Here is a 14,757-nt window from a genome sequence, read left to right on the forward strand (position 1 = left end):
AAATCCTCCATGGATAGCAAATATAGGGATAGGGTTTTATTAGTTTAATTTGTCGCCAATGATACGTACTTCAGGCTCTAGTGTAACACCTGAATTTTCCTTAACTTTGGCGATAACATCTGCAATAAGGTCTTCGTAATCTTTAGCTGTCCCGTGATCAACATTGACCATGAAACCAGCATGCTTAGTTGACACCTCAACGCCGCCGATACGATGTCCCTTGAGGTTAGCTTCCATAATCAGCTGACCTGCAAAGTGACCTGGTGGGCGTTTAAAGACCGAACCACATGAAGGGTATTCAAGAGGTTGTTTAAGCTCTCGCAAGTGATTAAGACGGTTCATCTCATTCTTGATTTGCTCGTAGTCTCCTGGTTTGAGGTTAAATTTAGCTGAAATAACCACTTCTCCTGTTTCTTGGAGCACTGAACGACGATAACCAAAGCGCATATCTCTTGCGTCAATCGTACGAATATCACCGTCTTTTGTAAGAACCTGAGCAGAAACCAAGATATGGGCAATCTCGCCACCATAGGCACCAGCATTCATAAAGACGGCACCACCAACACTACCTGGAATCCCCGCTGCAAATTCAAAACCTGTCAAACTTTGGAAACGGGCTACCTTGGTTGTCGCAATCAAGTTAGCTCCCGCTTCAGCTTCAATTTGATAACCATTAACTGCGATACCATTGAGCCTGTCAAACATAATCACAAAACCTCTGATACCACCGTCACGAACAATCAAGTTACTGGCATTACCAAGCACCATCCAAGGAATGTCATGCTTATTAGCAAATTTGACAATACGAGAGAGTTCATAGCGGTTACGTGGAAAGGCCAAATAATCAGCTGGACCACCAACCTTGGTATATGTATAACGTTTTAAGGGTTCGTCGAAACGAATATCAATCCCCACTAAATCTTCTTTAAGTTTATCTAACATGTTATTTTCCATACTTTTTCTATACATTGATTCCTTTATAGGTATCGTGATAGACTTCCCCATATTACTATCACTACCTATAAATGAGTTAGTATTTTTCCCTAAAAATTAAAAGAAAAATACAGCAAAAAGCCAAGTTTAATTATAGCAAAAATTCCCCATCTTGACGACAAGGAATTTCACGCAAAGCTAGTCCATAAGCTCCAATTTACGGACATCACTAGTGTTTAATTGACTCAAATAATTTTTGTAGGCTTGGCCAGTTTTAGGATCAACCAAATCATCTGCTATTTCTACTAAGGGCACCAGAACAAAAGCTCTCTGACTCATATATGGGTGAGGCACTTTAAGGTGCTCAGTCTCCCAGATTTCCTGCCCATATAGAAGAATATCTATATCTACCGTCCGAGGCCCCCAATGTTCATGACGAACGCGATCAAGGTCTTTTTCAATTTGCTGACATGACCTTAGTAAGGTCTCTGCTGGCAACTTCGTCTCTAAAGCCAAGGCAAGATTCAAAAAATCAGCCTGATCTGTCAGTCCCCAAGCAGCCGTTTCATAATAAGAGGATACCGCTTTAACCTCCGTCTCAGGTAAGTCATTCAAGGCCTTCACAGCTTTTTGAAGATAGCCTTGACGGTCTCCCATATTAGATCCCAAACTCAAATAAACTCTTGTCATCGGCTACGCTCCAATTCGATACCAACACTCTTATAATGCCCATTAATTGGTGGATTTTCCTTGGTAATTCGAACTTTAATAGATTGAATTGGTGGAAATTGTGCAAATAAATCCTCACAAATCACACCAGCCAAACGCTCAATCAAAATATACTTTTTATCTTCCACTTGTTTTTGCACGGCTTCAAAAACCAAACCATAGTGAACCGTATCTTCTAGATTGTCACTTTGTGATGCCTTGGTCAAATCGACAGCCAATTCCAAATCTACCACAAAAATTTGCCCTAGGGTCTGTTCCTCAGCAAAAGCCCCGTGATAGCCATAAAAACGGCAACCATTTAAAATAATTTTATCCATAATTTCTCCTTCAGACGACTAGACTCCTCTTTATTCTAGCACAAAACAGTTGAAAAGTTGGACTCTTATTAGTATGATATTTTAGACAGATCTGAAGTTATTGTGTTTACGCTTATGCAATCGGTTGCGTAATTCTTCTGATTTGGTAAAATATAGGCACAGGAGTTAAAAAGACTCCTGATTACAAGCAAGACTATCTCAACTAATAAGGAAAAAACTATGACAAATCAAACCGCAATGCAATACTTTGAGTGGTATCTCCCAAGTGACGGACAACACTGGAACAATTTGGCTGAAGATGCCCAACATTTAGCAGACCTGGGCATCAGCCACGTTTGGATGCCACCTGCTTTTAAGGCTACCAACAAAGATGATGTTGGTTACGGAGTCTATGACCTCTTTGACCTTGGAGAATTCGACCAAAAAGAAACTGTCCGCACCAAATACGGCCTTAAAGAAGAGTATCTCAATGCTATCAACCAACTCAAAGAAGTTGGTATTGTACCTATGGCCGACGTTGTGCTTAACCACAAGGCAGCAGCCGATAAACTCGAGACCTTCGAAGTGGTCGAAGTTGACCCAGAGGATCGTACCCAAGAAATCAGCGAACCATTTGAGATCGAAGGCTGGACACACTTCACCTTTGACGGACGCAATAAAGCCTACAACGATTTTGAATGGCACTGGTACCACTTTAACGGAACTGACTTCGATGCTAAACGTAATAAAAGTGGTATCTATCTTATCCAAGGTGACAACAAAGGTTGGGCAGACAACGACTTGGTTGACAATGAGAATGGTAACTTTGACTATCTTATGTATGCTAACCTAGACTATAAACACCCTGAAGTTATTGAAAACATTTACGAATGGGCGGATTGGTTCGTTGAAACAACAGGTGTTCAAGGATTCCGCATGGATGCAATCAAGCACATCGATTCATTCTTCATGCGTAACTTTATCCGTGATGTCAAAGAAAAACAAGGTCAAGACTTCTATGTCTTTGGTGAATTTTGGAATGGTAACGAAGAGGATAACAATACCTATCTTGAAAAGATTGAAAAACGTTTTGACCTCGTTGATGTTTCCCTTCACAACAATCTACACAACGCTAGCACAGCTGGAGCTGATTATGATTTAACAACAATTTTCGATCATTCTTTGGTCAAAAATCATCCTGAACATGCCGTGACCTTCGTAGACAACCACGACACTCAACGCGGACAAGCTCTAGAATCTACTGTTGAAGAATGGTTTAAACCAGCTGCTTATGCTCTCATTCTTCTCCGTGAAGACGGTCTTCCTTGCCTATTTTATGGTGACTACTATGGCATCGAAGGTGAATTTGCCCAAGAAAATTTCCAAGAAATCCTAGATACTTTGCTCTACGCTCGTAAAGACCTTGCTTACGGAGAGCAAACAGACTACTTTGATGATCCAAACTGTATTGGATGGACACGCTCTGGCAACGAAGATGGCGCTCCATTAGCTGTAACAATCTCTAATGATGCTGCTAACAGCAAGTCTATGGAAATTGGTAGTGATTGGGCTGGACAAACCTTCTATGACATTCTTGGAAACTGCTCTGATACTGTAACCATTGACGAAGACGGATGGGGAGACTTCCCAGTTTCTGAAAAATCTGTCAGCGTTTGGACAATTCAAGACTAAGAAAAAAAGCTCAATCGAGCTTTTTTTAGTATCATAAAATCCCTGAAATGGTCTTAACAATATCACGATTGGCATCAACATTATGCACACGGACAATCTGACAGCCCTTGCTAACAGCATAGCCAGATAGAGCAGCCGTTCCCTGATCACGGTCCTTAGCTTGGGTATTTCCACCTAGTAGGTAGTTCACAACACGCTTACGAGAAATCCCAAAAAGAACAGGATAGCCCAAGGCAACGACCTTGTCCAAACCTTTTAGCAGGTCAATATTGTGTTGGACATTTTTCGCAAAGCCAAAGCCTGGATCAATCCAGATATTGTCCTTGGCCACACCTGCTTCCAAGGCGGCCTGGGCTCGTTGACTGAGGAATGTACAGACATCTTCTGTGACATCATTGTATACTTCTTCTTTTTGATTATGCATGAGAATAATCGGCACATTCTTTTCAGCTGCTAAAGCTAGCATCTGACCATCATAGAGTCCAGCCCAGACGTCATTTAGAATATCTGCCCCTGCTTCAAGAGCAGCTCTGGCAGTAGCTGTCTTATAGGTATCAATACTGATGAGCACATCATATTTTGCCTTGATAGCCTGAATAACTGGCACGATACGAGCAATCTCTTCTTCCTCGGTCACAAATTCTGCTCCTGGTCCTGTAGATTCGCCACCTACATCGATAATGGCAGCTCCCTGGGCAATCATACGCTCAACCTGAGCCAACGCATCCTCTACAGTGTCAAAATCGCCACCATCTGAGAAAGAATCAGGGGTGACATTCAAGATTCCCATAATACAGGCCTTACCTGCAATCTCATGTTTGCCAATAAACATCTTAACTCCTAAAAATCACGCATCAATGAAAGAATTTCCTTGCGTTCTTCACGGTCTTCTTTATAAAGGCCCTTAGCGACAGTTGTGATTGTCTTACTTCCTGGTTTCTTAATGCCTCGCATGGTCATGCACATGTGCTCTGCTTCAACCATGACAAAAACTCCTCGAGGATTCAGAGCTTCTTCAAGTGCTGTAGCAACTTGATCTGTAAGACGTTCTTGCAACTGTGGACGACGAGCAGCTACTTCAACCGCACGCGCTAATTTGGAAAGTCCTGTCACCTTGTCTCCACTTGGCAAATAAGCCACATGGGCCTTACCATAAAATGGAACCAAATGGTGCTCACACATAGAGTAAAAAGGAATATCCTTGACAAGGACAACTTCGTCATGGACTTCTGAAAAGACAGCTGTAAATTGATCCTTAGGATCTTCATTTAGACCTGAAAACATTTCAGCATACATCTTAGCCACACGTTTTGGTGTGTCCAAAAGTCCCTCACGCTCAGGATTTTCACCGAGAGCTTCCAATAGTTGATAGACTGCTTGTTCTACTTTTTCTTGATTTGCCATAATTTCCTCCTGCAACGTTATAATACTATCTATTATACCTTATTTTGCTGGATTTTTCTTGCAAAAAATAAGATTTCCTAGCTACCTAAACCTCAAAAAAAGCGAAGACCACCTTTCATATAGAGGTTGTCTTCGCTTATATTTTTTAGTCTTTCAAGTGGTAAGAATAGGATGAAACCACAATATTCTCACGCCATTTGAGATAATATTTCAATCGTAAACTCATTTGGTTGTGAAGCATGGTTTGCCATGATTTTTTAGGTACAAACTGAGGAATCATGACTGTCAAAGTCGCATTATCCTTCTCAGCTTGAGTGGCGACCTCATCCACATACTGAATGGTCGACTGAGTGATTGAGCTGTACGGTGATTGGATATGAACAATCTCAATTTCAGGGAAATATTTTTTAAACTCTTGTTCAGTTTCCTTGTCCTTGTTCTCCGTATCCTTAGTAGATACATGCATGGCGATAACCTTGTCACCAATAGAACGTGCATAGGAAATAGCTCCGATATTAGCCTTGGTAACATTCCCAACGAGGATAAGAACAATATTTCCTTGATAATGGTGTTCTTCTACCGCCCCATCAATACGCAACTGTTGAGCAACACCATTATAGTGTTTTTTAATCTTAAGGAACATCCACATCAAGATTGCAATAATTGGGAAGAATGGCCAGATATCTCCTAAACGGAAAAGGAAGAGAATGAGAACAATAGCATAACAAATGAGGGCACCCAAGATATTAGCTAAAGAGTGTTTCCAGAATCCCTTACCATATTCACGAATCCAATGGATAACCATCCCCGTTTGAGAAAGAGCAAATGGAATGAATACACCGATGGTATAAAGTGGAATCAACCGTTCCGTATTTCCTCGGAAAATAAACAAAAGGGTAATGGCACCAATTGCAAGTGTCAAGATCCCATTAGAGTATCCCATACGTGCCCCTTTTTCAAGGTACATGTGAGGCATGTATTTATTTTTCGCCATATTAAAGGACAACATCGGAAAGGCTGAAAAACCTGTGTTAGCCGCTACTGCAAGAATCATGGCAGTAGAGAATTGGAAAACGTAAAATAGAATACTACCAATCCATGACTGACCGAGAATTTCTCTAGCCATTTGTGACAAGATGGTTACTCCTGCATGAGGTGTAATACCTGTCCACCAGTTGAGGAAGGTGATTCCCGCAAACATAGCCCCCAAAATGCTAGACATAATAAAGAGGGTTGAAGCTGCATTTTTGGCCTTAGGTTTCTTAAAGAAAGGCACCGCATTAGAGATAGCTTCTACCCCTGTCAATGAGGCAGAACCTGAAGTAAAGGCCCTTAAAATAAGAATCAATGATACACCTGTAATTGGTTGTCCTAAATGTGCTGTGGCTGCGTAAGGCATATGACCCGTTAAAATTTGAAAGAAACCAAATCCCAATAGGAAGAGCGTCGAAACAATGAAGAGATAAACTGGTATCATCAAAGATTTTGCCGATTCACGCATTCCCCTAAGGTTCATAACCATCAAAACAAGCACCAAAATCATTGATATTTCAAGATTGAAAGGATGCAGGAAGGGAAGGGCTGAAGTAATGGCATCTGCACCTGAGGCCACTGAAACAGCAACCGTCAACATGTAATCGACCAAAAGACTACCACCAGCTATCAAGCCAAACTTAGGAGACAGATTTTCCGTCGTTACCATATAGGCACCACCACCTTGAGGATAGGCCTTGATAACCTGTCTATAAGAGATGGTAAGGCTGGCCAAAAGGACGAGAACCAAAAGCCCAATAGGGATTGACCACCAAATAGCCGCACTAGATACAGCTGTCAGAACCAAGACGACTTGCTCTGGACCATAGGCGATAGATGAGAGCGCATCACTCGACAACATGGCCAAGGCCTGAATCTTGGACAATAAGTGTTCATCACCACTATCATCATGAGTTAAAGGTTCACCGATTAAAATGTTTTTCAGACGTTGAAACATTGCGATCTCCTTGCTTTTAAAACATACGAGGGTTATTATACGCCCCTAAATGTCATCTTTCAAGTCTTAAACATCACTTGCCTGCTCTAAAACCCATTTTCTGACCTGAGAAATAAAGTATAGAGATCCCGTAATCACATAAAGTTTCTTATTGTCAGTCGTCACATGTCCTTTAATCCATGTTTTGAAGTCTGGTACCTGATTATAAGCCTCTGGGTATTTATCTAATTTAACACTATTTGGATAGTCAAAACTCGTTACAGTCAAGTCACCAACCGATTTTAGTTGGGCAAGCATGCCATCAATAGGCTTGGTGTCAATCGCCGCAAAGAGAAGTTCAATCTCCTTATCTGCATATTCTGATTGCAACAAGTCAATCAAAACTTTAACACTCTCATTATTATGAGCACCATCAATCATGAGATTAGGTCTTAAAAATTCTGTTCGACCTCGCCAATTGGCATGAGCCAGTGCATCCTTTATGAGTTCAGGCGTTACTTTAGGATAATCTTTTTGAAGCAATAAAGAAGCCATGATAGCCAAGCTAGCATTTGCTACTTGGTGTTGACCGGCCATAGCCAAGGCTATATCATCTAACCTTTGCTCTCCATAGGTAAAATCAAAGGAAAGGCTTGACCCTTCAGCTGTGAAATCTCTCCCCAGCTCATAGGTCTTAGAACCTTCTTCTCGCGCCTTCTTCTCGAAAACATCTCGAACATCAGTACGGTCAGTCGCATAAATAAAGGGAGCCTCATTCTTCAAAACACCAGCCTTCTCAGCAGCAATTTCAGCATGGGTATTTCCCAAAATAGCCTGATGATCCAAACCAATCGATGGACACAGGACTGCCAAGGGCTTAAAGAGATTAGTCGAATCATGAAGACCACCCATTCCAGCTTCAATGAATGCGATATCAACAGGATGGACCTGACCAAAATAGAGGAACATCAAAACTGTGATAATTTCAAACTCTGTCGCATTTTCATGCTCTGTCTCTTTTGGCAGCCGTTCAACCACAGGCTTCACTCGATTAACCAGGTCAAGTAAGTCCTCTTCTGAAATCATCTGACCGTTAAGAGAAATTCGTTCCTTGAAGTCAATAATATAGGGTGAAGTAAAGGTTCCAACCTCATAACCCGCTTGGGTGAAAATGGTTTGGAGGGCATTGACTGTAGACCCTTTGCCGTTTGTTCCCACGATATGCACAGCCTTGAGATTATCTTGTGGATTTCCCAACTCTTTAAGCATCCAAGCCATACGCTCCAAGCCAGGCTTGATGCCAAATTTTAATTGTCCATGAATCCAATCCAATGCTTCCTGATAAGTCATAATTACTCCTTTTTTGGCTAATGCTTCAACTTAGTCATTAAACTGACCTTTAAACTAGATTCCTAGTTTTTCCTTGAGCTTAATGAGTTGACGTTCTTATTATACCAAAGACTTCTAGTCTATAACCAAAATATGCAAAAAAGGCAACCCTAGGGTCACCTCTTAAGCTTTCTCTTTTTCGTCAATAACAAGACGAACTTTTTTACCTTGAGTAGGTACCGAATAGACAATCGCTCTTATCGCCGTAATAGTACGTCCTTTTTTCCCGATAACACGCCCAATATCGGCTGGGGCAAGATCAAGATGGTACTCCAAAAACTCAGGACCGTCAATGATTTTGATGGTCAACTGATCTGGTGAAGCAATTAAAGGTTTAACGATAGCGATAATAAGATTTTCAATGGTATCCATAGGCTAAAAAATTATTTTGAGAATTTTGATTCGTGGAATTTCTTCATAACGCCTTCTTTTGAAAGGATGTTACGAACTGTATCTGAAGGTTGTGCACCTTTAGACAACCACTCAAGAACACGTTCTTCTTTAAGTGTTACTTGGTTTTCTTCAACGAGTGGGTTGTAAGTACCAACTGTTTCGATGAAACGTCCATCACGTGGAGCACGTGAATCTGCAACGTTAATACGGTAGAAAGGTTTTTTCTTAGAACCCATACGAGTCAAACGGATTTTTACTGCCATTTTTAATATCTCTTTTCTTTAGTTTTTTTATTATGGTGAGGGCTCTTATCGCCCCTCGACCCTAACTAGTATACCATATCATTTTTATGTGTCAAGAAAAAAACTTGACAGACTTAAAATTTCTACAAAAAAAGTTAGAGTCAAACTCTAACTTCCTTTTCGACTATTTCTTAGTTGTAGTCTTGTGATTTTTTTCATAAGCTACCTTTGCTTCAGCATATTCAGCTTCTAAACCCTTAGCAGCTGCCTTCGACACTTTCTCGTAAGTATCACGACTGGTCAACTTGCCATCCTCGTTGTAGGTAGAAACAACCAAGGTATCTTTATTTACAGTATAAGACTTGGTGCGTTTCCCTTTACGGTAGAGTCGATAGTTATCTACATTATCCGAAATATAGTAATCTACTAGATTCTTATCTGCATTTGGATAAAGTTGCGAGACAACTTTAGTCAACTCACGCTTAAATTCTGAAACTTCTTTAGTATAGGTAATCGATTTATTCCACTGATCAACAACTTGATATTCCTTCAAATAATCTGAAGCTGTAAAAGTAGGCTGATCCTCCTCACCTTTTTTATAAAAGTAAGAATGTGTTTGTAAATTATTAGACTGATCAACTTTAAGGAAAGAGACGTAAATTTCATCTTTATCTTCATGTTCTTTCAGAGCATTGGTTAACTTTCCAGAATTTTCGTCCAATACCTTAGACGATTTTAATTCCCAAGTCCCCTCAATGTTCCCCGAAGCATTACGCCAAAAACCGTATACACCACCAACAAGCAACATCAAAACAACAGCAACAAGACTAGAAATCAAGGCTCCTTTGCCCCAATTTTTGGCATTTTGCGATTTTTGATTAGCGTTTTGAATCGTTTCTAGAAGACGAACCTGACTTTCCAATCTCTTTTCTAGTCTGGCAACTGTCTGTTCTTCCTTAGATTTAGCTTTAGCAGCTAATTTTTCAGCCTTTTTCTTATCACGAGTAGCTTGACGAGCAAGCTTCTTAGCTGCTTTTTCTTCCTTATGATCAAGTTTTGTCAAATCCTCAGACAATCCAAGATGCTGTGCTTGGTTACTGAAAACTGGAATAGATTGATTAGGCTCACTCGAGGTATTAACAGAATGATTTTCTGCATCTGGACGGGTTGGCGCATAACTTGCCAAACGCTCCTTAGCCTCTGCGACGCGTTTGCGTTGTTCCTCTTCTTTTTGAATATCCTCAGCCTGGCGGCCCGACTGAATGGTTCTTACTTGACCAACAGTCTCTTGAGATAGGGCCTTTCTCTTTTCTTGAGCCACATTTGCCATAGCCTCTTGCGCGTTGTCACGCTCTTTCTGAGACTGGGCTAGTGCTCTGGCAGTTGCGGTTCCTTCTTCAAACTGTTGGTCAGCTGAAGACTCTCCTTGATCAGCTACTTGGTGAGCCTCTGCACCTTCAGAGAGAACAAACTCTCCTCGTTCCAAGGCTTCTTTAAAGTCGATTGGTCTTGGTTTTCGGCCATTCACGGCCTCAAAGTACTCTAACCATTCGTCTTTCAACATAATAAATCCCCCTGAATTAAAAAACACATGATTAACTTCCCTATTTTACCATACTTTTTAACATAAAAATAGGGATTAACAAGAATTCTAAAAATTCTTATTAAATCCCCATTAATCTTCTTTTGGTGTAATAGACAATAATTGGACAAAACGGTGTTGTGCTGATTCCGTTTCAAGCGTGACATTATCGTATCTAAAGAGAATCTCTTCGATATTTGCCAAGCCCAATCCTCGACCTGTTCCTTTTGTTGAAAATCCTCTTTGTTTCAAAGGAGCTACATCAATAGAAGCTTCCTTAGTTGAATTCTCAACAACAATAACGGATTGATTTTCCATCTTAAAGATAGCGATAGATAATTTTGGTTCATCTGCTAATACAGTAGCTTCTATAGCATTATCACAAAGAATGGATATGATTGTAATCAAGTCGAGTGGACGCATATCTGTGAAGAAGACGCCCTCTTCAACCTCAACATGACATTGAATACCTTTATCAAAAGCTTCGGCTACTTTAGATGACAACAGACTCTTAAGCGGCATGTTGGTCACACGAGTTAATTTTGCCAAATCAAACTTTTGCTGCTTCAAATCTGATGCCGAATCTTTCAAGACACTATCATAAATCATCTTGATTTGGTCGATGTCTTTCATCTGAATGGCTTCATTAAGCGAAATCATAACATTAGTATAGTCGTGACGGAAACTGCGTAACGTTTCGTAAAGACTTTCGACTTGTTCAGAATACTTCTCTAGGTCATCCAAGTGACGACGATTTTCTTTTCTTCGCTCATTTTCAAAGTACTCATCTGCGTATCTATTGACACTGTAAACAGCATAAAGAATCGCTATATAGCCAATCAAGGTTATAATATGGCCAGCATAGTACAAATCAAAGAAACGCGAAGCCACAACTACGGAATAGTTCATAATCACATAACTAATCAAAACAAAGTTAGTGAAAAACATTATCCGACCAAATTTGCGATCTCGCTCCAAAACCCTCAAATATTTAAAATCAATATTAAGAAGTTTGGAAAGAGCGACAAATGTTGGAATAATTAAAAGGTCAAAGAAAATGAAATAAAGATAACTTTTGTTAAGGAAATCCGATGTGATACCAAATCCCGGCATCAAAAAGTAGGCATAACCATTAAAAATCAAAAGATAAAGAACAAGAGGATAGAAAGCATAAAATGCCAACATATTGGTGGTTCTTTCCTTGCCATAGAAATAAGCATAGAAAAGAAGGTAGAACGGTGTCATAAAGGACAAACCGACATTATATGACATCCCCAGTATCCCCCCTATACATTCAACTAAGAACGCAATAGGAAGAATCATACGTGGTATCTTGACCAAGCTGGTCTTTTCGTAAATCCACTGTATGACGATGAAATGCAAAAGATATTCTAATGCAATTTGCAAATTGAGCATCATTTAATGGTTAGCCACCTCCTTCTAGTAATCTTAAATAAGCAGTAAAAAGCCACATTACTATTTTATCACACTTCCTGCTATTATATGAGATAAAATTAAATAATTATCTCGAATTTCAGAAAACTTTCAATAATGATTAGAGAAGAAGGGGAAAATCTGAGCCTTAACGATTTTTCAATCGTTCCAAAAGTTCCTTTTTACGTGTCCGCGAGAGGAGGCATGACTCGTCTCCCTCAAAGAAGACCATATTAGCCGTACGATCCACACTTGTCACATTACTCACATTGACAACAAAAGAGCGATGCGTTTGGAAGAAAATATCATCCAATTTCGCTACTTCTGCAATTTTTCCATAGAATTCTACTAGATTTGACTTGGTGTGAGCAATCAACTTATGTGGCACAGGGGCTGTTTCAATGTATAAAATGTCATCATAAGGAATATTAACATCATTTTTATCCGTTTTTACCGTCAGACTCTGTGCCTTGGTTTCTTGCTCAACCTGCGAATACGCAAAATCTAAAAGTTCTACCAAGGCTCTCTTAAGATCTGCATCTTCCATGGATTTATCAACAAAGTCCAGAGCTTGAATCTTATAACGGAAGGTCAAGGGCATAAACTCAGAGTAGGCTGTAACAAAAGCGATTTGTGCTTTCAAGTCTTCCTTACGGATTTCAAGCCCAATATCTAGTCCCTGCTTCGTTTGATTTTTAAGGTCAATATCCAAAAGATAAACCATGGATTTACCCGAACCTCTATCAGCATCTAACAATTCCTGACCTTGCTCATAAAAGGTAATCCCATCAACAACGGCCTTCGACTCCTCAACTGCTTCGTCCAATAAACGACTAACACGATGACGCTGCAAGGCATCATCTTCAAGGACGATAATAGAAAGCATCTTATTTCCCTCTTTCTTTCTAATATACTTTAATATACCTATTTAACATTTTATCATAATTAATCGGATAATATTCCTTTTTGTACAGCATAAAGTCTTTTTAACTTACCTCATTTCATTTATAAAACAATTGTTATCTCCCTGTCACTTTATCTTCATTTTTAGATGTTATCATGAGAACTGTTTTTGTTTTATATTAAAAAGGAGAAAGTTATGTTACGTTCTTTTAAAACGCAAGGGACTAAGACAAAGACCATCTTAACCCTTGCAACTGTTGGTATCATTAGTGCTTTTCTTGTGGGAAGTCCTCAGCATGCCTCTGCGGATCAAACCTATGTTTCAGATCCTAACCAGGCTATGACATTTTCTGAACTTGAAACAACTACAAATACCAATACCATCACTCAAACAGGTGTATCTAGTGAAACACCTACTACTGTGACTACTGTGTCACATACCTCTGTAGATGATCTTCATACACATGAAAATGACTATGAACAAACGCCCACAAATACTCCGACTTTTGAGGAATTGAAACAAGATAGTCAAACAGCTAGCAGTACTGTCGACAGCCAGACTGGTAGCAAAACCTATGGGACTAGAATTCCGACAAATACAGATAGCAATCATAAGGCTGTAGAAAATCACTCTGAACCAAAGACCGAAACTGTCGCTCAAGCACAAACCTGGTCAAAAGATGGTGCTACATGGGTATCAACAGAAATTAATAATGGTAAAGTTCATAAGATTCTATCTACTTATATTCCAAAACCATTAACACCTTCTACAAAGCCCACGACAACAGCTACAACAAAACCTAAACAATCAACTCCTGCTGTTAGTCAACCTAAAAAACCAGCCACAGTCGCTAACAAACCTACAACATCTACAACTCAACCTAAGAAACCAACAACTGTTGTAAACAAGCCAGCGCCTTCTACAACGACACAACCTAAGAAGCCAACAACGACTGTCACTAAACCTACAGCTCCTAAAGCTACTCCTATCCAACCTGCTAAACCAGTGGACCGAATTGCTCAAGTATGGCAAAAGAATAACGAACTGGTAAAAGAGAATTACGACACTCCTCACTGGTCAACTAAGGAAGCAACAGTCTTCATCAATGCTAAAAATCCTGAAATCGTGAATGCCTACAAACAAGCTATCACTTCTTGGAATAACACTGGTGCCTTTAATTTCTTGCTCACTAACGATAAACAAAAAGCTAACATCATTGCTGATGAACGTTATGAAGGTAATGTAGCAGCTCCTCTTGGGGTTACCTACTCTACTTACTACCTCCCAACTAAGCAATATAGTAATGCTACTGTTTACTTGAACACCTTCCATGTTCAAAACAATTATTATCAAAAGAATGGTGGAAAACTCCTTAACACTGCGCAACACGAATTAGGCCACTCAATTGGACTTGAGCACAACAGTGCTGTTGCCTCTGTAATGGAACCTAAAGGTGGTAAGACAAGTATCCAACCAGTTGATATTAACAATGTTAAGAAGCTCTATAGCAAGATTTAAGTTCTTACACCATCACTATAATTTATAAGCAGACCTATCAGGTTCTGTTTTTTTTATACAAGTGAGATGACCATTCAAGACCAGAAAATGACTGTTCATGATTTTTTCTTACATATTTTAAAGATATGTAAAGTTTTCTCCATTTTTTTTGGTAAAATAGAAAATGTAAAGAGAGACCGGATGAGTTAGAAAACTCAACTTTGTTAGTTTTTGCTCATTATTCTCATAAACAGAATAAAAATAGTCTAGGAACCCTTCTTAACATTTATACC

14 protein-coding genes are annotated in these 14,757 nt (G+C 39.7%); 2 read left to right on the forward strand and 12 right to left on the reverse strand.

What is annotated here, in order from left to right; genetic code table 11:
• Window positions 1-39: 39 nt before the first annotated feature.
• From murB to folB, 3 genes are all read right to left on the reverse strand, one after another.
• On the reverse strand, window positions 40-942 hold the full coding sequence (gene murB, locus HMPREF3112_RS01960; protein WP_037602862.1) for a UDP-N-acetylmuramate dehydrogenase: 903 nt from the start codon (window positions 940-942) through the stop codon (window positions 40-42).
• Between the two features lie 189 nt (window positions 943-1,131).
• Window positions 1,132-1,623: a 2-amino-4-hydroxy-6-hydroxymethyldihydropteridine diphosphokinase gene (gene folK, locus HMPREF3112_RS01965; protein WP_002884240.1), complete on the reverse strand. Its 492-nt coding sequence runs from the start codon at window positions 1,621-1,623 to the stop codon at window positions 1,132-1,134.
• Window positions 1,620-1,979, reverse strand: coding sequence for a dihydroneopterin aldolase (gene folB / locus HMPREF3112_RS01970; RefSeq protein WP_002884716.1), 360 nt, complete (start codon window positions 1,977-1,979; stop codon window positions 1,620-1,622). The genes folK and folB overlap by 4 nt, the downstream gene beginning before the upstream one ends.
• Before the next feature lie 219 nt (window positions 1,980-2,198).
• Here folB and HMPREF3112_RS01975 point away from each other — a divergent pair, with 219 nt between their 5' ends.
• Window positions 2,199-3,650, forward strand: coding sequence for an alpha-amylase (locus HMPREF3112_RS01975; protein ID WP_038676594.1), 1,452 nt, complete (start codon window positions 2,199-2,201; stop codon window positions 3,648-3,650).
• Between the two features lie 31 nt (window positions 3,651-3,681).
• Here the strand turns inward: HMPREF3112_RS01975 and folP are convergent, their stop codons facing one another.
• From folP to HMPREF3112_RS02020, 9 genes are all read right to left on the reverse strand, one after another.
• Window positions 3,682-4,482 (reverse strand): dihydropteroate synthase, encoded by an 801-nt coding sequence (folP, locus tag HMPREF3112_RS01980; RefSeq protein ID WP_070437742.1) that lies wholly within the window; start codon window positions 4,480-4,482, stop codon window positions 3,682-3,684.
• Window positions 4,483-4,490: 8 nt separating this feature from the next.
• Window positions 4,491-5,054: a GTP cyclohydrolase I FolE gene (folE, locus tag HMPREF3112_RS01985; protein ID WP_002884345.1), complete on the reverse strand. Its 564-nt coding sequence runs from the start codon at window positions 5,052-5,054 to the stop codon at window positions 4,491-4,493.
• A gap of 145 nt (window positions 5,055-5,199) precedes the next feature.
• The gene (locus HMPREF3112_RS01990; protein ID WP_070437745.1) at window positions 5,200-7,044 is read right to left on the reverse strand and encodes an APC family permease; all 1,845 of its coding nucleotides are present in this window, start codon (window positions 7,042-7,044) and stop codon (window positions 5,200-5,202) included.
• Window positions 7,045-7,110: 66 nt separating this feature from the next.
• Window positions 7,111-8,373 carry a bifunctional folylpolyglutamate synthase/dihydrofolate synthase gene (locus HMPREF3112_RS01995; RefSeq protein WP_070437749.1) on the reverse strand — a complete coding sequence of 421 codons (1,263 nt, stop codon included), beginning with the start codon at window positions 8,371-8,373 and terminating at the stop codon, window positions 7,111-7,113.
• A gap of 162 nt (window positions 8,374-8,535) precedes the next feature.
• Complete coding sequence (locus HMPREF3112_RS02000; protein ID WP_002884680.1) at window positions 8,536-8,784, reverse strand: KH domain-containing protein; 249 nt, start codon at window positions 8,782-8,784, stop codon at window positions 8,536-8,538.
• Window positions 8,785-8,795: 11 nt separating this feature from the next.
• Window positions 8,796-9,068 carry a 30S ribosomal protein S16 gene (gene rpsP / locus HMPREF3112_RS02005; RefSeq protein ID WP_002884675.1) on the reverse strand — a complete coding sequence of 91 codons (273 nt, stop codon included), beginning with the start codon at window positions 9,066-9,068 and terminating at the stop codon, window positions 8,796-8,798.
• A gap of 163 nt (window positions 9,069-9,231) precedes the next feature.
• Window positions 9,232-10,611, reverse strand: coding sequence for a hypothetical protein (locus HMPREF3112_RS02010; protein WP_070437752.1), 1,380 nt, complete (start codon window positions 10,609-10,611; stop codon window positions 9,232-9,234).
• 111 nt (window positions 10,612-10,722) lie between these two features.
• Window positions 10,723-11,901: a sensor histidine kinase gene (locus tag HMPREF3112_RS02015; protein ID WP_002884300.1), complete on the reverse strand. Its 1,179-nt coding sequence runs from the start codon at window positions 11,899-11,901 to the stop codon at window positions 10,723-10,725.
• Window positions 11,902-12,211: 310 nt separating this feature from the next.
• Window positions 12,212-12,949, reverse strand: a complete 738-nt coding sequence (locus HMPREF3112_RS02020; protein ID WP_022496803.1) for a LytR/AlgR family response regulator transcription factor — start codon at window positions 12,947-12,949, stop codon at window positions 12,212-12,214.
• A gap of 213 nt (window positions 12,950-13,162) precedes the next feature.
• Here HMPREF3112_RS02020 and HMPREF3112_RS02025 point away from each other — a divergent pair, with 213 nt between their 5' ends.
• Window positions 13,163-14,485 (forward strand): matrixin family metalloprotease, encoded by a 1,323-nt coding sequence (locus tag HMPREF3112_RS02025; RefSeq protein WP_048673802.1) that lies wholly within the window; start codon window positions 13,163-13,165, stop codon window positions 14,483-14,485.
• Window positions 14,486-14,757: the final 272 nt, after the last annotated feature.

It is taken from the genome of Streptococcus sp. HMSC10E12, from assembly GCF_001807855.1.
Classification (GTDB): Bacteria; Bacillota; Bacilli; order Lactobacillales; family Streptococcaceae; genus Streptococcus; species Streptococcus salivarius.